General features: G+C 68.1%; 18 protein-coding genes. 8 read left to right on the plus strand and 10 right to left on the minus strand.

What is annotated here, in order from left to right; all coding sequences use genetic code 11:
* Nucleotides 1-34: 34 nt before the first annotated feature.
* Nucleotides 35-430 (plus strand): VOC family protein, encoded by a 396-nt coding sequence (locus BAU06_RS01175; RefSeq protein ID WP_066343222.1) that lies wholly within the window; start codon nt 35-37, stop codon nt 428-430.
* A 52-nt stretch (nt 431-482) separates the two neighbouring features.
* On the opposite strand, the gene BAU06_RS01180 is transcribed toward BAU06_RS01175, so the two are convergent.
* The gene (locus BAU06_RS01180; protein ID WP_066343225.1) at nt 483-1862 is read right to left on the minus strand and encodes an MFS transporter; all 1380 of its coding nucleotides are present in this window, start codon (nt 1860-1862) and stop codon (nt 483-485) included.
* On the opposite strand from BAU06_RS01180, the gene BAU06_RS26430 reads away from it, so the two are divergent.
* Both BAU06_RS26430 and BAU06_RS01185 read left to right on the plus strand, forming a co-directional pair.
* A complete protein-coding gene (locus tag BAU06_RS26430; protein ID WP_156770121.1) occupies nt 1849-2139 on the plus strand; it encodes a hypothetical protein in 291 nt (96 codons plus the stop codon). The genes BAU06_RS01180 and BAU06_RS26430 overlap by 14 nt on opposite strands.
* Entirely contained in the window at nt 2136-2507 is a 372-nt protein-coding gene (locus tag BAU06_RS01185) for a DUF427 domain-containing protein (protein ID WP_066343230.1), read from the plus strand. The genes BAU06_RS26430 and BAU06_RS01185 overlap by 4 nt, the downstream gene beginning before the upstream one ends.
* A gap of 83 nt (nt 2508-2590) precedes the next feature.
* Here the strand turns inward: BAU06_RS01185 and BAU06_RS01190 are convergent, their stop codons facing one another.
* The 6 genes from BAU06_RS01190 to BAU06_RS01215 form a co-directional block, all read right to left on the minus strand.
* The gene (locus tag BAU06_RS01190) at nt 2591-3454 is read right to left on the minus strand and encodes an isocitrate lyase/PEP mutase family protein (protein WP_066343233.1); all 864 of its coding nucleotides are present in this window, start codon (nt 3452-3454) and stop codon (nt 2591-2593) included.
* Nucleotides 3451-3996 (minus strand): LeuD/DmdB family oxidoreductase small subunit, encoded by a 546-nt coding sequence (locus BAU06_RS01195; protein WP_066343238.1) that lies wholly within the window; start codon nt 3994-3996, stop codon nt 3451-3453. Before BAU06_RS01195 ends, BAU06_RS01190 begins: the two co-directional genes overlap by 4 nt.
* A 134-nt stretch (nt 3997-4130) precedes the next feature.
* The gene (locus BAU06_RS01200; RefSeq protein ID WP_066343246.1) at nt 4131-5396 is read right to left on the minus strand and encodes a 3-isopropylmalate dehydratase large subunit; all 1266 of its coding nucleotides are present in this window, start codon (nt 5394-5396) and stop codon (nt 4131-4133) included.
* Between the two features lie 95 nt (nt 5397-5491).
* Entirely contained in the window at nt 5492-6265 is a 774-nt protein-coding gene (locus BAU06_RS01205; RefSeq protein WP_066343250.1) for a GntR family transcriptional regulator, read from the minus strand.
* A 49-nt stretch (nt 6266-6314) separates the two neighbouring features.
* Nucleotides 6315-7283, minus strand: coding sequence for a tripartite tricarboxylate transporter substrate binding protein (locus BAU06_RS01210; RefSeq protein WP_082987901.1), 969 nt, complete (start codon nt 7281-7283; stop codon nt 6315-6317).
* Between the two features lie 1600 nt (nt 7284-8883).
* Nucleotides 8884-9828: a GlxA family transcriptional regulator gene (locus tag BAU06_RS01215; RefSeq protein ID WP_066343254.1), complete on the minus strand. Its 945-nt coding sequence runs from the start codon at nt 9826-9828 to the stop codon at nt 8884-8886.
* A 251-nt stretch (nt 9829-10079) separates the two neighbouring features.
* Here BAU06_RS01215 and BAU06_RS01220 point away from each other — a divergent pair, with 251 nt between their 5' ends.
* From BAU06_RS01220 to BAU06_RS01235, 4 genes are all read left to right on the plus strand, one after another.
* Complete coding sequence (locus BAU06_RS01220) at nt 10080-10898, plus strand: SDR family NAD(P)-dependent oxidoreductase (RefSeq protein WP_066343256.1); 819 nt, start codon at nt 10080-10082, stop codon at nt 10896-10898.
* 93 nt (nt 10899-10991) lie between these two features.
* Entirely contained in the window at nt 10992-12215 is a 1224-nt protein-coding gene (locus BAU06_RS01225; protein WP_066343259.1) for an MFS transporter, read from the plus strand.
* A 273-nt stretch (nt 12216-12488) separates the two neighbouring features.
* Nucleotides 12489-13589, plus strand: coding sequence for a GlxA family transcriptional regulator (locus BAU06_RS01230; RefSeq protein WP_415834906.1), 1101 nt, complete (start codon nt 12489-12491; stop codon nt 13587-13589).
* A 122-nt stretch (nt 13590-13711) separates the two neighbouring features.
* The gene (locus BAU06_RS01235) at nt 13712-14863 is read left to right on the plus strand and encodes an HPP family protein (RefSeq protein WP_066343262.1); all 1152 of its coding nucleotides are present in this window, start codon (nt 13712-13714) and stop codon (nt 14861-14863) included.
* A 22-nt stretch (nt 14864-14885) separates the two neighbouring features.
* On the opposite strand, the gene BAU06_RS01240 is transcribed toward BAU06_RS01235, so the two are convergent.
* On the minus strand, nt 14886-15317 hold the full coding sequence (locus tag BAU06_RS01240) for a VOC family protein (protein ID WP_066343266.1): 432 nt from the start codon (nt 15315-15317) through the stop codon (nt 14886-14888).
* A 142-nt stretch (nt 15318-15459) separates the two neighbouring features.
* Between BAU06_RS01240 and BAU06_RS01245 the strand changes: the two genes are divergently transcribed.
* Nucleotides 15460-16200 carry a GntR family transcriptional regulator gene (locus tag BAU06_RS01245; RefSeq protein WP_066343272.1) on the plus strand — a complete coding sequence of 247 codons (741 nt, stop codon included), beginning with the start codon at nt 15460-15462 and terminating at the stop codon, nt 16198-16200.
* 21 nt (nt 16201-16221) lie between these two features.
* On the opposite strand, the gene BAU06_RS01250 is transcribed toward BAU06_RS01245, so the two are convergent.
* Together BAU06_RS01250 and BAU06_RS01255 are read right to left on the minus strand one after the other, a co-directional pair.
* A complete protein-coding gene (locus BAU06_RS01250) occupies nt 16222-16956 on the minus strand; it encodes a ribonuclease activity regulator RraA (RefSeq protein WP_066343283.1) in 735 nt (244 codons plus the stop codon).
* 232 nt (nt 16957-17188) lie between these two features.
* The gene (locus BAU06_RS01255; RefSeq protein WP_415834903.1) at nt 17189-17614 is read right to left on the minus strand and encodes a PsiF family protein; all 426 of its coding nucleotides are present in this window, start codon (nt 17612-17614) and stop codon (nt 17189-17191) included.
* Nucleotides 17615-17616 lie beyond the last annotated feature (2 nt).

The raw sequence follows: 17616 nt of genomic DNA on the forward strand, positions 1-17616 counted from the left end.
TCACTCACTGGCGGACCACTCGCAAGGAGGCTTCATGGCTACCACGGTTACACCGTTTCTGATGTTCCAGGGCAATGCGCAAGCGGCGGTCGATTTCTATACCGGCCTGTTCCCCGACAGCGAAGTCCTGAAGCTGGAACGCTACGAAGCCGGCCAGCCGTCCGCCCAGGGTTCGGTGATGCGCGCCACCATCCGCATCCTGGGCCAGACGCTGATGTGCCTGGACAGCCCCGTGCGGCATGCATTCACCTTCACGCCGGCCTTCTCGCTGTTCGTCGAATGCGGATCCCAAGAGGAATTCGAGCGCCTGCTGGCGGCGCTGTCGCAAGACGGCATGATGCTGATGGAGCCGGATAACTACGGTTTCAGCCGCCGCTTTGCCTGGACCAACGACCGCTTCGGCGTGTCGTGGCAATTGAACCTGCCTTAGCGGGTCCGGCCCCATCGATCCAGGCGGGCGGCGCCCAGGTCTGGATGCCGCGCTAGCCGCCGCCCACGCCCTGCGTATCGAGCTTGCGCACTTCCTGGACCGAGGCGCGCGTGCCGGGGATATGGGAGCCGCGCAGCGAATGGCCGGCGGTTTCCACCACGTGCATCAGGGCCCAGGCGCCGACCACGCAGGCGCCCATCATGTAGTAGGCCGGCACCATGTTGCTGCCCGTCTTGCCGATCAGCCAATCGTTGATGGCCGGCGCCGTGCCGCCGAACAGCGAGGTCGATACGTTGTACGCGATGGCGAAGCCGGCGAAGCGTACGTGCGTGGGGAACATGGCCGGGAAGGTGGCCGATATGGTCGCCAGCTGCGGCGTGTACAGCAGTCCCAGTATCGCGTAGCCGACGATCGCACCCGTCAGCCCGGTGGCCATCAGGTGGAACATGGGGATCGCCAGCGCGAACAGGCCGATCAGCGAGGCCCACCACATGGGCTTGCGGCCCACCCGGTCGGACAGCCAGCCGATGAAGGGCAGGAATAGCATCATGAACAGCATGCCGATGATGGGGACGATCAGCGATTCCTGCGTGCTCAGGCCCAACTGGTTGGCGAAGTATGTAGGCGCGAAGCTGAGCAGCGTGTAGTTGACCACGTTCAGCGCGACCACCAGCCCGCCCAAGGCCAGCACCTGGCCCTTGTAGTCGGTGCAGACTTCCTTCACGCTGCCTTTCAGTTCCTGTTCCTGGTTCTCGTTCAGCACTTCCTCGGCCTCGCGGAACACCGGCGTTTCCTTCATGCGCGAGCGCAGGTACATGCCTATCATGCCCATGGGCAGGGCCAGGAAGAAGGGAATGCGCCAGCCCCATGCGTGCATGGCGGCATCGTCCAGCAGGACGGAGAAGCCCAGCATCAGCAGGGCGCCCAGCGAGAAACCGCCCAGCGTGCCCAATTCCAGGAAGCTGCCGCAGAAGCCGCGCCGCTTGTCCGGCGCGTATTCCGCCATGAAGGTGGCCGCGCCGCCGTATTCGCCGCCGGTGGAGAAACCCTGGACCATGCGCAGCAGGATCAGCAAAGTCGGCGCCCACAGACCAATGGTCTGATGGGAAGGAATCAGCCCGATGCAGACCGTGGCGCCGGACATCATCAGGATGGTCAGTGCGAGCACGGCCTTGCGGCCCAGCCGGTCGCCCAGCGGGCCCCAGAACAGGCCGCCGAAGGGGCGCACCAGGAAGGAGATCGCGAAGGTGGCCAGCGCGAACAGCGTGGCCTCTTGTGTGTTGCCCGGGAAGAAGGCCGCCGAGATGTACGACACGCCATAGGCATAGATCCCGTAATCGAACCATTCCGTGGCGTTGCCGATGGCGGACGCGGCGATCGCGCGATTCAATAAGCGTTTGGGGGGATGTTGTGAGGCCATGGATATCGCCATCGATTCTCCTGTTGTTATCGTGGAATTGCCGCAGGATGGCCTGGTCAGGCCTTACGATGGAAGGGACTGGCAAGCCCGCCGCCCTGCTCGCGACCAACAGGGTATAGAGGTGGAAGAGGCGGAACAAGCGCGTGGCGGCAAAAATGAAAGCGCATGTTTCGAGCCATCGTCGCAACGCAATCGCCGTGCCGAGGGGCGCAGGCCGCATGCGCGCGCCGCTCGCCCACAAGAATTTTTACGCTTCCAGCGCAACGCGCAAAGGGAAAGACCGTTATGAAGCCCATCAAGACGCCTGGACCCGATCATCCCATCATCATCGAGCACAACCCCAGGCGCGTCGTCGTATCGCTGGGCGGCCGCGTCGTGGCGGACACGCGCGACGCGCTGACGCTGCGCGAGGCCGACTATCCGCCCGTGCACTACATCCCACGCAAGGACGCCGACATGGCGATGCTGCAGCGGACGGACCACGCCACGTATTGCCCCTACAAGGGCGATTGCTCGTACTTCAGCATCTCGCACGGCGGTGCGCGATCGGCAAATGCGGTGTGGACCTACGAGAATCCGCATCCCGCGGTGGCCAGCATCGCCGGACACCTGGCCTTTTACCCCGATCGGGTCGATGCCATCGACGAGCAAGAGTAAGGTTTGCCGATGCGCGGCGCGGCTGCCGATCCTGGGACCGCCCCCGGCGCTTTCGGTGCCGCGCATGGCGCGCGGCGCCGTGTTCATTCGTACTTCTTGCCTAGCGCAAGGAGTTCGGGCGTGCCGATCAGCGCATTCAACTGGTCGAAGTCCAGCATGGCTTCGCGCCAGGGCGCGGTGGTGCCGTGCTCGCGCAGGCTGCCGTAATAGCGCTGCAGCATGTGCGACACGGCGCGTGCCGTGCCGCCCGGGAAGATGACGATGGAAAAGCCCTTGGCCGCCAGTTCGGCCGCGCTCTTTACCGGCGTCATGCCGCCTTCGACCATATTGGCCAGCAGTGGAATGCGCCTGGCGAAACGCCGGCAGGCGGCGTCCATCTGTTCATCCGTGCGCAGGGCCTCGACGAAGATCGCGTCCACGCCGCATTCCAGGTATTGCTCGGCGCGATCCAGGGCGGCCTCCAGTCCTTCGATGGCCAGCGCGTCGGTGCGCGCCAGGATCAGCGTCCGGTCGCTGTGGCGCGCATCCAGCGCCGCGCGCAGCTTGCCGCGCATCTCGGCGGCCGGGACGACGCTTTTGCCGTTCAGGTGCCCGCAGCGCTTGGGGAAACCCTGGTCCTCCAGCTGTATCATCGCGGCCCCCGCGCGCTCGAAGCCGCGCACCGTGCGCTGCACGTTCAGCGCATTGCCGAAGCCGGTGTCGCCATCGACGATGACCGGGCAGGCGACGCGTTCGGTGATGCGGGCCAGGGTCTGCTCGACCTCGGTATAGGTGGTCAGGCCCACGTCGGAGCGCCCCAGCCGCGTGTAGGCGATCGACGCGCCCGACAGGTACAGGGCGTCGAAGCCGGCCTGCTCGGCGATCAGCGCCGATAGGGCGTCGTAGATGCCGGGCGCCAGGATGGCGTGGCCGTCGGCGAGTTTCTGTTTCAGCGTATGCGGCATCATGCCCTCATGGGATAGTGTTTGAGCGTGCCGTCGGCCAGGCGGCGTTTCAACAGGTTGAGCAGCCCGCCCGCTTGCACCATGTCGCGCAGGAAACCGGGAATCGGCTCGCAGGACAGGACGCTGCCGTCGGCCCGTACGATGCGGCAGGCATCCAGATCGATGGCGATGGCCTCGCCTTCCTGGATGGCTTCGGCGTCGCGGCACGTCAGCAGCAGCAGGCCGACGTTGAAGGCGTTGCGAAAGTACAGGCCGCTGAAGCTGGGCGCGATGACGGCGCGCAGGCCCAGCGCGACCAGGGCCGATGCCGCCTGCTCGCGGGAAGAACCGATGCCGAAATTCGGTCCGGCCACGATGACGTCGCCGGGCTGGACCGAGGCGGCGAATTCCGGACGCACACGTTCGAGGCAATGCCGCGCGATCTCGTCCAGGGAGAACTTCATATAGGCACCGGGGGCCAGCTGGTCGGTGTCGATGTCGGCGCCCAGCCGCCAGACACGGTGGGTCTCCCGCGTCCTGGGCGTGGGCGAAGCGGCGGACGGCATTCCACCCTGACCGGCCCGCGGGTCGGCCCGGCCTGAGCCGGCCGCCCCTGCGCCGGCCGCGCCTGAGCCGGCCGCACCCGTTCGCGCATCGGCGCCGGCCCGGGTGGAGAGGGTATCGGCGATTCTGGACGAGGTCATTGCAGCATCTCCCGGGGATCGGCGATGTGTCCGGCCACGGCAGACGCGGCCACGGTGTACGGCGAGGCCAGATAGACCTGCGCCGTGCGCGCGCCCATGCGTCCCTGGAAGTTGCGCGCGGTGGTGGCGATGACGTTGGCGCCTTCCGGAATGGAGCCGCCGTAGCCGGAGCAGGCGCCGCAGGAATTGGGCAGCACGGTCGCGCCGGCCTCTACCAGCGTCGCCATGACGCCTTCGCTTTCCGCCTGCCGCTGGTCGCGCGCGCTGGCCGGCGCGACCATCAGGGCGACGCCGGGCGCGACGTGGCGATGCCGCAGCACGCTGGCGGCGGCGCGCAGGTCTTCCAGCTTGGCGCCCGTACAGGCTCCGATATAGGCGACATGCATGGGCGTGGCGCCGTACTCGCCGATGGGCCGCGAATTGGCCGGACTGTGCGGCGCGGCGATGTGCGGGGCCAGCGTGGAGGCATCGAAACGGTAGCGCTCGGCATCCGCACCGGGATCGGACTGCCAGCGTTCGAGGTCCAGCGCCTGCGTGACGCCGGCGTCGCGCAGGTAGGCGGCGGTCTTGTCATCCGGCGCCACCAGGCCGACCTGCGAACCGATCTCCGCCGACATGTTCGACAGCGTCATGCGTTCCTGCATGGACAGGGCGCGCACCGCCTCGCCGCGGAACTCGACGGCCTGGTAGCGCCCGCCGTTCATGCCGAAGCGGCCGATCATGTGCAGCATCATGTCCTTGGCGGTGACGCCGGGCGGCAGGCGGCCGTCCCACTCCATCATCAGCGTGCGCGGCACCTGGATCCAGATCTCGCCGCTGGCCACCACGCCCAGCATTTCGGTGCTGCCGACGCCAAACATATACGCGCCGAAGGCGCCGCCCGTCGGCGAGTGCGAGTCGCCGCCGACGCACAGCATGCCGGGTCGGATATGGCCGTGTTCCGGTACGACCACGTGGCAGATGCCCTGCGAGTCGTAGACGTGGGGCAGCGCCTGTTCGGCGGCCCAGTCGCGGGCGATGCGCACGATCTTGCGGGATTCGTCGTCGGCCTCCGGAACGTAGTGGTCCATGACCAGCACGACCTTGTCACGGTCCCAGATGCCGGTGCCCAGGGCCTCCAGCATGGGTTTGAGGCGACGCGGCCCGCTGGAGTCGTGGAACATGGCCAGGTCGACACGGCACGTGACGATATCGCCGGGCGCGACGGCGTCGCGTCCGCTGGCGGCGGCAAGCAGCTTCTGGGCCAGGGTTTGGGCGGGCATGGGCGGCCTTTTGCGATGTCAGTGGAGTATGAAGAGGGCGACCGAGGGCGTCGCGCGATGGCGATGGCGATGCGGCAGCGGTGCGCTCCCGTGGTTCATGCGGCGCCCGGCCCGGCCGGCAGCCAGACGGGGGCGCCCGCGGTTTCGTGGGCGGCCATGTCCAGCCGATACTCGAAGCGGTCCGGGCGATAGCGCGCGTCCAGGTATTCGATGGGCCGTCCGTCCACATCGCGCACCAGCCGGCGGATGTTCAACAGCGCGGAAGCGACGGGCACGCCCAGCGCTTCCGCTGCCGCGGCGTCGGCCAGGACGGCAGTGACGGCCTGCTCGGCGCCCGAGACGCGGATGCCCAGTTCGCCGAAAATCTGCAGCAGGGGTTTGCTGCCCAGCGCCTTGCGCGATATGCGCCGGCCGATGGCGTCGGGAACATGGGTTTGCAGATAAGAAAACGCTTCGCCGTGGTGGCTGCGCACGCGCAGGGAGCGGTGCACGGGCGAGCCGGGCTCCACTTCCAGCCGTGCGGCGACGGCGGGCGTTGCGGGTTCGACCGCCAGTTCCAGCAGCCGGACCTGGGTGCTCATGCCCATGCGGGCAAGATGCGCCATCAAGGCGTCCACGGTGGCGCCCTGCTGGGGGGCCGAGAGTTGCGAGGGCGGCTGGGCGAAGGTGCCGCGGCCCTGGCGCCGGGATACCAGTCCTTCGGCGGCCAGGGCGTCCAGCGCGCGGCGGACGGTCAGGCGGGAGACGCCATAATCCTGCGCGAGCGCGTTTTCGCCGGGTAAGGGCGCGTCGGGTGCGTAGGTGCCGTCCAGCAGTTGCTGGCGCAGCAGCAGGTAGACCTGGTGATAGAGCGGTAGCGGGCTGTTCATCGCGGATTCCGGGGTTGCCGCCGGCGTCGCATGCTTGCCGGACGGCGGCTTATTCGACGGTGGCGCCGGTGAACTTTACGACTTCGGCGTAGCGGTCGATGTCCTCGTTGACGAATTTCTTCAGTTCTTCCGGCGAGCTGCTGACCGCCGACGCCGATTCCTGTTCGAGCAGGCGACGGAAATCCGGGGCGGCGACCGCCTTGCGAGCGGCGTCGTTCAGGCTGGCCAATGTGTTGGCGGGGAGCTTGGCCGGTCCGAAGAGCGCAAACCATGCATTGGATTCGAAGCCCTTGATGGTGTCGCCGATGGGCGGGACGCCGGGCAGCGAGGCGAGCGGCTTGGCGCTGCTGACACCCATCGCTTTCAGCGCGCCGCTTTTGACGTGGGGAATGACGTTGAGGGTGCTGCCGAACATCATGTCGACCTGGCCGCCGAGCAGGTCGGTGACGGCGGGCGTGGTGCCTTTGTAGGGGACGTTGACGATATCCAGGCCGGCCATCATCTTCATGCGTTCGCCGGCCATGTGCAGCGAGGAGCCGATGCCGCCGAGCGCCATGGTGTACTTGCCAGGGTTGGTCTTGGCAAGCTTGATGAGCTCGGCCATGTCGTTGGCGGGAAAGTCCTTGCGGGTGACGAGTACGCTGGGGACGCTGGCCAGCATGCTGATCGGGGTGAAGTCCTTGCGGGGGTCGAAGGGCAGGTTCTTGTAGAGGCTGGCGTTGATGGAGAAGCTGTTGAAGCTGACCAGGAGGGTGTTGCCGTCGGCCGCGCTCTTGGCGACGTAGTCGGCGGCGATATTGCCGCCGGCGCCGGGGCGGTTTTCCACGATGACAGTACGGCCCATTTCCTTGGCCATGGTGGCGCCGATGCTGCGTGCGACCGTGTCGGTGGTGCCGCCGGGGGGCGCGCCGACGACCAGTTTGATCGGCGGGTTTTGCTGGGCCAGGACGGGGGCGGCTGACGCTGCGGCGGCGATGGCGGCGAGCGCGATGGCGAAGGCTCGGCGGGATGTCGGCATGATTTGTCTCCTGTATGGTTGTATTGATAACAATACAAGTAGGATACAGCGGACGGACCGGGGTTGTCGAGACTGCCGGGTTAGTGCGTTGATCGAGGGATGCTCGGGCGGTGTGTCGGGCGATGCCTTCGATGGGGATGCTTATGTCGTCCATTGATAAGCTGCTGTCGATCGTCATCGTGCTTATGCCGGTCGTTGGTGAGCTTCTGTCGCGTGTCATTTTGCTCATGCCGTCCGGCGGGGGAGATGCCTGTCGTGTCCGGCCCGCTCGGGCGGTCCAGGGCCTTCGCCCTGGACTACCGCTTCGTCTTCCTCCTTCGGCGGCCGAACGGGCGTTGGAGTTCTTGCGGCTTTTTTGCCCGGCCGTCCTACGTACGGAAGCCCTCGCGCGCCCTCGGACGGGCCGGCCCCGACAGGCATCTCCCCCGCCGGACTCACGGGGTGCCTTAGCGCCGGTCGCTGGGGCGGTCGGTTTTCTTGGCCCTTCGTGGGTTGCGTGTTCGGGTTAAGAAAGAGGTTCTGTTGCCCGTCGTTTTTGGGCCGCCCTGCGCGGCCCAAAAACGCCTACGCGGTCGGGGCATGCGGTGGTTGCCGGTAGCGCCACGGTCGCTGGTAATGCAACGGCTGCAGGTAATGCCACGGTTGCTGGAAATGCGTAGGCCGGGGAATCAAAGTGGAATCTTGGCCGCGCAGGGTGGGGGGAAACAAGGCGGTGTGGCGGGCCGCCCGCCGGCCCGCCACACCGTAGCACCGTGCCTTGCGACGGGCGTTGAGGATGGCGCCGCCGCGATTCGATAGGAAGCCGTGTGCCCGATCGCGCTAGCGGCGCGTGGCACCCGCCACACCGTAGCACCGTGCTTTGCGACGGGCGTTGGGGACGGCGCCGCCGCGATTCGATAGGAAACCGTGTGCCCGATCGCGCTAGCGGCGCGCGGCACCTACGCCAGCATCCGTGGCATGCCGCGGTGCCTACGGTGTGGCGGGCCGGTTGGCGGCCCGCCACACCGACTTGTTTCTCCCCCAATCTGCGCAGGCAACGCTTTCACTTCGGGCGACGACCGTCGCAAGCCCGCACCCGCCGCACGCCACTATCGCGTAGCCGATTCGGAGCCGCGCAGGGCGGCTCCGAATCGGCGGGCACCTCAAGATTCTTCTTATCAAGCGACAAGCGCCCCACGAAGGGCCAAGCACGCCGCCCGTCCCAGCGACCGGCGCTAAGGCAATCCGTGAGTCCGGCGGGGGAGATGCCTGTCGGGGCCGGCCCGTCCGAGGGCGCGCGAGGGCTTCCGTACGTAGGACGGCCGGGCAAAAAAGCGGCAAGAACCCCAACGCCCGTTCGGCCGCCGAAGGAGGAAGACGAAGCGGAAGTCCAGGGCGAACGCCCTGGACCGCCCGAGCGGGCCGGCCCCGACAGGCATCTCCCCCGCCGGACGGCATAAGCAACATGACGCCCGACAGCAGCTCAACAACCACCGGCATAAGCAAGCTGACACCCGGCAGCAGCTTATCAACGCCGGCATAAGCACGATGACGACCGGCAGCAGCTTATCAATGGCCGGCAATAGGAAGATGTCGCACGCATCCGCCCTGCCCGCGCACATCAACGGCGAGCGTCACGCAAGAGGTCCCGTGGCGGACGCCCCAGCGTGCGCAGAAACGCCCGCCGCATGCGTTCCTCGTCGCCGAAGCCGGTCAGGGTGGCGACGCGCGCGATGGAGCTTTCGCCTTCGTCGATCAGGGCGCGCGCGGCTTCCAGGCGCAGCTTTTCCACGGCCTTGGCCGGTGACATGCCGGTCTGTGCCTGGAAGGCCCGGCTGAAGTGGCGCGGGCTCCAGTGGACCTGTTCTGCCAGTTGCTCGACGCTGAGCGGCTCGCGCAGGTTCTCGCGCGCGTAGTTCAGTGCCGCGCGGATGCGGTCGGAATCCGGTTCCAGCTCGGCCAGCGTGGAGAACTGCGACTGCCCGCCCGTGCGGCGGTAATGGATCACCATCTTGCGGGACACGGTGCGGGCAAGCTCGGGGCCGTGGTCCTCGGCCAGCAGTCCCAGCGCCAAGTCTATGCAGGCCGTCATGCCGGCCGAAGTCCAGTATGTGCCATCGTTGACGAAGATCTTGTCTTCGTCCAGGCGGATCGCGGGATGCCGGCGTTGAAGTTCGTGCGCCAGGGCCCAATGCGTGGTCACGCGCCGCCCATCCAGCAAGCCGGTTTCCGCAAGCAGGAAGGCGCCGGTGCAAATGCTGGCCACCCGGCGCGCGCGGGGTGCCGTGCGCCGGAGCGCGGCGACCAGCGCCGGCGTGCTGGCGGGGATTTCGACCGCGCCGCCGATCATCAGCGTGTCGTATTGCCGCCGTCCGAGGGCTCGCGTCTGCACGCCCACGCCTGAAGACGAGGCGACCAGGCCGCCCTCCTCGGACACGACGTCCATCGCGTACCAGGGCGCCTTGCCTTGCGTCAGCTCCAGGTTGGCCAGTTCGAATACGGTCAGGGCGGCCAGGTCCAGTATCTGAAAGCCGGGGAATACGACGAGGGCGATGCGCGCAGCCATGATGCCTTGCGTCCAAGCGGAATCGAGATCCGGATTTTACGCGCGCACCCCGCATATCGGTCCGGGGTCTTCGCCGGATTCCGGCGACTTCGTCAGCGTGGGGAATGACTTCCACGAAGGTGGCCGGAGGCGTCCGGCATGCGTCCGGCGTTGATAGACCGGATGTCCGAAAAAGTTGGTTTTATGTCATTTGAGACTTTGGTTCGACGTCCCACAATGCACCCATCGAAACTCGCATCGGGACCGAGATCATGACCACATCGACTTCACGGGGCACCGCCCTGATTACCGGCGCCTCGTCCGGCATCGGCGCCATCTATGCGGATCGCCTGGCGCGCCGCGGGCACGACCTGATCCTGGTCGCCCGCAATGAGGAACGGCTGCGCCAGCTGGCGGCGCGCATCGAGAAGGAACACGGACGCAAGGTCCGGGTGGTGGCTGCCGACCTGGGCGACGGGGGCGGACTGCGGCGCGTCGAGGCCATTCTGCGCGATGACGCCGGGATCGACGTGCTGGTGAACAATGCCGGCTTCGGGCTGGTCGCGCCTTTCCTGCAGGTGGACATCGACCGCATGCAAGCCATGATCGACCTTAACGTCACTGCCCTGACCCGCCTGGCGCACGCCGCGGTGGCGGCCTTTGTGGCGCGTGGCAAGGGGACGCTGGTCAATATCTCGTCCATCGTCGCCATCGGCACGGAGGTTTTGAACGGCGTCTACAGCGGCAGCAAGGCCTATGTCTTGGCGCTGACCCAGGCGCTGCACAACGAAGTGGCGGGCAAGGGCGTGCGCGTGCAGGCCGTGCTGCCCGGCCCGACGGCCACCGAGTTCTGGGGCGTGGCGGGGATGGACCATGCCCAGCTGCCCGAAGGCTGGGTAATGAGCGCCGAAGATATGGTGGACGCCTCGCTGGCCGGCCTGGACCAGGGCGAGGTCGTCACCATCCCGCCCTTGCAGGATGGCGAGGCGTGGCTGCGTTTCGATGCCCAACGGCGCGAGCTGTCGCAGCAGCTGGCGGCGAGCAAGCCCGGGCCGCGATATGGGGTGGGCGGGGCATCTGGCAGGAATTGAAGGTTTGTTGTCGTCCGCGCGCGGACCGGGTCCGATAGGCTGTTTCGTGACGGGCGCCATGCCGGCGCCCGCGCTAACGGAACGACCTGCACGATGTCCCTTACGGCACCCGACCGCGGGCGCAATGCCCGCGTCCTGGCGCTTTGCCAGGGCCTGTATACCTGCGCGATCTCCATCGACCTGACATTGACCGGCCTGACCGGCTACCAGCTGGCGCCAGACAAGGCGCTGGCGACGCTGCCCTTCGCGCTGATCACGGTGGCCGGCGCGCTGACGACGTGGTTCGCGTCATTCCTGTTGCAGGGCTGGGGAAGGCGCGCTGCCTTCGTGCTGGGCGCGCTGGTCGGGGCGGCCGGCGGGCTGGTGTCCGTCTGGGCCGTGTTCCATGCCGATTTCTGGGTGTTCTGCTGCGGCACGGCGGCGGTGGGCGTGTTCCAGGCCTTCGCGCAATACTACCGGCTGGCCGCGGCGGATGCCGTGGGCGATGCCGACAAGAGCCGAGCGATCTCGCTGGTGCTGGCGGGCGGCGTCGTGGCGGCGATTCTGGGTCCGGCGCTGGCCGCGTGGGCCAAGGACCTGTTCCCGGCCGTGATGTTCGCGGGCGCCTATTTGATGGTGGCGCTGCTGGGACTGGCGTCCGCCGCCATCCTGCTCGTGGGATACCGGGAGGGGCCGGCCGACCGCCATGCTGCGGCCCAGGCTCCGGTCTCCGCCGAGCCGGCTCGCCCGCTATGGCGCATCGCGCGCCAGCCGGTGTTCGTTGCCGCGGTGGCCAACAATGTGGTGGGCTCGGTATCCATGATGGCGGTGATGACCGCGGCGCCGCTGGCCGCCGTGGCGTGTTCGCACACCATGGACCAGGGCGCCACCATTATCCAGTGGCATCTGGTCGGCATGTACGCGCCGTCGTTCTTCGCGGCCGCGCTGATCGCTCGCTTCGGCCTGGCGAACGTGCTCTATGCAGGCATGGCGCTCAACGTCGTGAGCGCATTGGCGGCCATGGCGTCGACCAGCCTGGCGGGTTTTCATGTTTCTCTTTTCTCGCTGGGCGTGGGCTGGAATTTCATGTTCGTCGGCGGCACGACGCTGCTGGCGCGCTCCTATCGTCCCGGCGAACGGGCCGCCACGCAGGGTTGCGCCGAGTTGCTGCGCTATGTCGCCACGGCCTGCGCCACGCTGGCGGCGGGCCCCGCGCTGGAGCGGTTCGGGTGGTTCGCCCTGAATGCCGCTATGCTGCCCGTCATCGCGCTCGCGGCCGCGATGACGCTATGGTGGCATCTGGCGGCCCGGCGGGCGCCGGCGGCTGCCGTCGCGTAAGCGGCGCGGACACTTGGGGTTTCAGTGCGCAGATGGGGGTGTGCCAATGAATTCGGGCTGGCGATAAGTGGTAAACGGATGAGGCGCTTGCCGGGACCTGCCGGGGCTGTGCGCGGCGCGCCGTCGACGGTCCGCGGCGGCGGGTCGATGCCGGATGGAGATGTTGAAACAAGGGATGGCCCCTGGGACAGCGGAGATCGGACGATGGGCGATGGGCGAAACGCAGGCGAGGCATGGCAGCCGGAACGGCCGCAGGGCCGACGCCTTGTCGTGATGCTGAGCTATCCCGGCGTCAATCTGCTGGACGTCAGCGGTCCGGTGCAGGCCTTCGAGACTGCCAACCGCCAGGCCATGGCGGCCGCTGGCTGCGCCATGGCGTCCGGCGCGCGAACCACACGGTCCCCGGAGCGGACCGCACCGTCCGGCGACTGCGCGACGCCGCCCTACGAGATTCTGGTTGCCTCTGAAACGGGCGGTCCGGTGCTCACGGGCGCGGGGGTGGCCATCGCGACGGTGCCCGTGGCGACGCTGGATGCCCTCGCCATCGATACGCTGATCGCCCCTGGCGGCAGCCCGGAAGGCCAGTTGACGGTCCAGCCGGGCCTGACGCAATGGATCGCCGCGCATGCCGCGCGTGCGCGGCGGGTGTGCTCGGTCTGCACCGGCACCTTCCTGCTGGCGGGCGCCGGCCTGCTGGAGGGCCTGCGCGTGACCACGCATTGGCGCTGGGCCCAGCGCCTGCAGGCCATGTATCCGGGCGTGTGCGTGGATGCGGAACCGATCTTCATCCAGCAGGGCAGGATATGGACCTCCGCCGGCGTGACGGCCGGCATCGATCTGGCGCTGGCCCTGGTCGAGGATGACCTGGGCCATCGCATCTCGCTGGCGGCCGCCCGGGACATGGTGATGTTCGTGAAGCGGCCCGGCGGGCAGTCGCAGTTCAGCGTGCCCTTGCTGGCGCAGCAGGGCAATGGGCAGGGACTGTTCGCCGAGCTGCACGCCTGGATGGCGGCGCATTTGCACGAGGAACTGCGTGTCGAAAGGCTGGCCGAACGGGCCGGGATGGCGCCGCGTACGTTCGCGCGTGCCTACGCGGCCGCGGTGGGGCGCACGCCCGCCAAGACCGTGGAGTGCATGCGCTTCGAGGCCGCCTGCCGGGCCCTGGAAACCAGCCAGGCGCCGCTCAAGCGCATCGCGGTGGACACCGGCCATGGCACGGAGCAGAACCTGCGCCGCGTGTTTCTCCGGCGGCTCCGTATCACGCCACAGCAATACCGGGCACGCTTCGCGCCCACCCATGCAATGCGGCGCGGCGCCGGGCAGGTTCCGGAGCGCGCGCATCCGCCCTTGCCGGACCGGCGGCTGACGGCATGACAGGCCACGGCGCCTCGGGGCATAACGGTATGCCTCGAACGCATAAGGCATCGTGCTAAATTTGCCGGCCGCCCGCGCCCCATCCCCCTTTTGTCACCTCGGCGCCGGCCTGGAGAAGCAGCGTGTCGAGCTGGCTGAAGCATGCCTTGAGCGCGTTCGCGCCCGCACCCGTCGGGGCGAGCGTACGCGACAGATTCCATGGCGCCCTGGGCGCCTTGCTGGGTCTGCTATGCACCGAGTGGATCGCCCGCCATGTCCTGGGCGAGGCCAATCCCTGGTTCATCGCGCCCATGGGGGCATCGGCGGTGCTGGCCTTTGCCGCGCCGGCCAGCCCCCTGGCCCAGCCCTGGCCCCTGATGGCCGGCAACGTCAGCGCCGCGCTGGTAGGGGTTTTCTTTGCCCAGCTGATCCCGGAGCCGGGCCTGGCCGCCGCCTGCGCCGCGGCCGCCGCGATCGCCGTGATGTTCTCGCTGCGCTGCCTGCATCCGCCCAGCGGCGCCGTGGCCCTGACCGCCGTGCTGGGCGGCCCGTCCATCGCGCAGCTTGGCTATGGCTATGCCCTCTATCCCGTTGCCCTGAATTCCGCCGTCTTGCTGGGCATCGCGGTGGCCTTCAATGGCGTGTTCAAGCGCAACTATCCACGCCGCCACGTCGATGCGGCGCCGGGCGTCGCCGACGGCGTGGGTGCTGCGCGGCTGGGCTTCACCAGCGCCGACCTGGACGAAGCGCTGCGCAGTCACGATCAATTGCTGGACATCAGCAAGGACGACCTGGCCGACATCGTGCTGGAAGCGGAACGTCGCGCCAGCCTGCGGCGCTTTGGCGGCCTGGACTGCGGGCAGGTCATGGCGAACGACCCGCTGGCGGTCCGCGACGACGAGCCCCTGGACCAGGCGATACGCCTGCTGGACCGCCTTCGCCTGGCCGCGTTGCCGGTGGTGGACGCGCAGGGGCGCCTGCTGGGGCTGCTATCGCACGGGGATGCCATGGCCCGCAAGCTGCGGCCGGAACTCGCGCCGCAGCCCGGGGTCGCCGCGCCTGCCCTGATGGTGCGCGACTGCATGCGCTCGGAAATCGCCTTTGCCACGCCCGCCATGGCCGCCATCGAACTGGCCCGGCCCATGGCCTCCGGCATCGCCTGCATTCCGGTGGTGGACGACGCGCGGGTGCTGGTGGGCGCCATCTACCCGGCGCATCTTATCGATGCCCTGTACCAGTTGACGCTGGCGGCGGCCGAACCGGCCGACAGGCCCGTGCTGGGTGTGGCCGCTTGAGAGCGGCGCCGCCCGAACGTTCCTAGCTCAGCACTTCTCCGTGCACGCCGGCGGCGAGCGTTTCGCTTTCCCAGCGCTTGCGCGGCACGACTTCCGCCACGGGGCCGCCGGGTGACCGGAACTTGACCGGCAGGTGCCCCGGTTCGGTCAGGATCTCGCCGCCGTTCTCGTTGATGGCCTTGATGAAGGCATCCAGATCGTCCACTTCCATGCCGATGTGATGAATGCAGGGCGCCGGGCCGGCGAAATCCGCTTCGTCCGCGTCGGCGGATTCGTAGTGGATCAGCGTCAGGTCCATGTAGCCGTCGGTCATGTGGCGGGAGATATGGTCGCCGCGCTTGCCCTTGCGGCGCACCGTATTCACATGCTTGTAGCCGAAGACGTTCTCGTAGAACGCGCTTTCCCTGTCCAGATCCTCGACCCGGAAGGCGATGTGTTTGATGGGATTTGGCATTTCCAGTCCTCCTTGGGGCGCATGCCGGCCGGCATGGCCAGCGGCGAGTGTAGGCCCGAGCCCAGCGCGTCGTCAATCGAATCATTCGAATGATTCGAATTGATACAATGGCATGCCTTGCCTCCCCATTCCATCCGCCCCGATGCCAGCCAGCGCGTCTTCCTTCGAACAACCGCTTTACGAAATCGTCCGCGCCGGCATCGTCGAACGCCTGCGCACGGGCGTCTGGGCGGCGGGCGATCGCCTGCCGCCGGAACCGGAGCTGGCCCGGCTGTTCGGCGTGGGCATAGGGACCATCCGCCGCGCGGTGGAATCGCTGGTGGCCGAACGGCTGCTGACGCGGCGCGCCGGCCGTGGGACCGAGGTGGCGCGCTTCACCGACGATCACGCCTTCGATCTGTATTTCAACTATGTCGATCCCGCCGGAACGGCGGTCAAGGTCACGGCGGAATTGCTGTCCTTCGCCAAGGAGCGGGCGACCGCCCGCTTCGCCGCCCTGTTCGGCATGGAGCGGGGCGGCTCCGTCGCGCGCGTGGAAAACCTGCGCAAGATGGACGGGCGGCCGGTGATGCTGGACCGCCTGTGGATTCCGATGAGCGTTTTCGCCAACCTGTCGGCGCAGGACTTCGCGGCCCGGCGCGGCTCCATCTACGGCTTCTACCAGGAACGCTATGGCGTGTCGGTGGTGCGCGTGTCGGAGGACGTCACGGCCGCCGAGGCAGATGCCGGCGTGGCCCAGGCGCTGGGCCTGAAGCCGGGCGCCGCGGTACTGCAGGTGGAGCGCACGGCATTTACCTTCCAGGACCGTCCCGTGGAATTCCGCCGGCGCTACGTGGACACGCGCCATTGCGCATACCGCAACGTGCGCGGCTTGCAGGATTGAGGCAGGCGCGGTCGCGTCGCCTCAGCGCTTGCCGCCTTGGCGCTGGGCCCGCCACGCCTGGTAGCGCGCCTGGTTGTCCGCGTTGGGCGGATACAGGCCGGGCAATTGGGCGCCGCTTTCCACTTGTTCCATGATCCACGCTTCCTGCTGTTCCTGTTCCACGGCGGCGTCCACGACTTCCGCCAGCAGGGCCTGCGGAATCAGGACCGCGCCATCCGCGTCCAGGACGATGACGTCATTGGGAAAGACGGCCACGCCGCCGCAACTGATCGCCTCCTGCCAGCCGACGAAGGTCAGGCCGGCCACCGACGGCGGCGCGGCCGCGCCGCGGCACCACACCGGCAGCTGTGTGCCCAGCACGCCCGCGACGTCGCGCACCACGCCGTCGGTCACCAGGGCGGCCACGCCGCGCTTGCGCATGCGGGCGCACAGGATATCGCCGAAGATGCCGGCGTCGGTGACGCCCAGTGCGTCGACCACCGCGATGCAATCGGCCGGCATGGCCTCGATGGCGGCGCGGGTCGAGATGGGCGAGGCCCAGGATGCCGGCGTGGCCAGGTCTTCCCGCGCCGGCACGAAGCGCAGGGTAAAGGCGCGGCCGACGATGCGCGGGCTGTCGGTACGCAGCGGCGCCGCGCCACGGATCCAGACGTTGCGCAGGCCTTTCTTCAGCAGCACCGTGGTCAGCGTGGCGGTGGTGACTTGCGACAGGGCCTGGACGATGTGGGGATCCAGCGGAAGGGCTTCTGTGGTCATGTGGGTTCCCGGATAAGTCAGCGGGCGCCGGCACGGCGCGGGTCCCCACGATAGGCCGCGCTCGCCCCCGCAGGCAAGCCCCGGCCATCGTTTTTGTCGTGCGTGGCGCGCCGGCTATCGCGTGCTGCAACGCGCCATATCGCGGTGCGCTGTCCTGGCGGCGTTCGCCGTGGGCTGCGTGCGCCGCCCCGGGGCCGTGCCACGAGGGGGCATCAACCCCGCAGGGGCTGCATCAACCCTTCAGGCAGGTGCTCATGAAAGTCTTGCGCTGATCGCCCTTCAACGCTTTCTTGTTGGCTTCGGCGTTGCAGTCCTTCATTTTCTGCTGCTGCGGCGTGACCGTCGATGCGGCCTCTTCGCCTTTCAGGCAGGCGCTCATGCCCGACTTGTAGGCGTCACCCGTCTTGCCCTTGTTGGCGGCGCTGCATTTCGCCATCCGTTCCTGCTGCGGGGTGAGGGGTTTGGACTGGCCGCCGGTCTGGGCCAGGGCGGCGGATGCGCCCAGGGTCAGGGCCGCGGCGGCGGCGATCAACGTGCGATGTCGAAAAAGCATGGTGTCCTCCCGATAAGAGGGCTGGCTGCGTGCCGTCTTGCATGCTCGCGCGACCGCCTTGCCGCCCCTGCACACGCCGGCGCGCTCCGCCGGTGCCGCGATCATGT

The organism is Bordetella bronchialis, from assembly GCF_001676705.1.
GTDB lineage: Bacteria > Pseudomonadota > Gammaproteobacteria > Burkholderiales > Burkholderiaceae_B > Bordetella_C > Bordetella_C bronchialis.

Coding starts and splice junctions, on each gene's coding strand:
- BAU06_RS01245 (WP_066343272.1), top strand. CDS start 15,460: ATGCCAGCCAGCGCGTCTTCCTTCGAACAACCGCTTTACGAAATCGTC.
- BAU06_RS01195 (WP_066343238.1), bottom strand. CDS start 3,996: ATGCCGTCCGCCGCTTCGCCCACGCCCAGGACGCGGGAGACCCACCGT.
- BAU06_RS01250 (WP_066343283.1), bottom strand. CDS start 16,956: ATGACCACAGAAGCCCTTCCGCTGGATCCCCACATCGTCCAGGCCCTG.
- BAU06_RS01215 (WP_066343254.1), bottom strand. CDS start 9,828: ATGGCTGCGCGCATCGCCCTCGTCGTATTCCCCGGCTTTCAGATACTG.
- BAU06_RS01230 (WP_415834906.1), top strand. CDS start 12,489: ATGCTGAGCTATCCCGGCGTCAATCTGCTGGACGTCAGCGGTCCGGTG.
- BAU06_RS01190 (WP_066343233.1), bottom strand. CDS start 3,454: ATGATGCCGCATACGCTGAAACAGAAACTCGCCGACGGCCACGCCATC.
- BAU06_RS01255 (WP_415834903.1), bottom strand. CDS start 17,614: ATGATCGCGGCACCGGCGGAGCGCGCCGGCGTGTGCAGGGGCGGCAAG.
- BAU06_RS01220 (WP_066343256.1), top strand. CDS start 10,080: ATGACCACATCGACTTCACGGGGCACCGCCCTGATTACCGGCGCCTCG.
- BAU06_RS01205 (WP_066343250.1), bottom strand. CDS start 6,265: ATGAACAGCCCGCTACCGCTCTATCACCAGGTCTACCTGCTGCTGCGC.
- BAU06_RS01225 (WP_066343259.1), top strand. CDS start 10,992: ATGTCCCTTACGGCACCCGACCGCGGGCGCAATGCCCGCGTCCTGGCG.
- BAU06_RS26430 (WP_156770121.1), top strand. CDS start 1,849: ATGGATATCGCCATCGATTCTCCTGTTGTTATCGTGGAATTGCCGCAG.
- BAU06_RS01240 (WP_066343266.1), bottom strand. CDS start 15,317: ATGCCAAATCCCATCAAACACATCGCCTTCCGGGTCGAGGATCTGGAC.
- BAU06_RS01175 (WP_066343222.1), top strand. CDS start 35: ATGGCTACCACGGTTACACCGTTTCTGATGTTCCAGGGCAATGCGCAA.
- BAU06_RS01200 (WP_066343246.1), bottom strand. CDS start 5,396: ATGCCCGCCCAAACCCTGGCCCAGAAGCTGCTTGCCGCCGCCAGCGGA.
- BAU06_RS01210 (WP_082987901.1), bottom strand. CDS start 7,283: ATGCCGACATCCCGCCGAGCCTTCGCCATCGCGCTCGCCGCCATCGCC.
- BAU06_RS01185 (WP_066343230.1), top strand. CDS start 2,136: ATGAAGCCCATCAAGACGCCTGGACCCGATCATCCCATCATCATCGAG.
- BAU06_RS01180 (WP_066343225.1), bottom strand. CDS start 1,862: ATGGCGATATCCATGGCCTCACAACATCCCCCCAAACGCTTATTGAAT.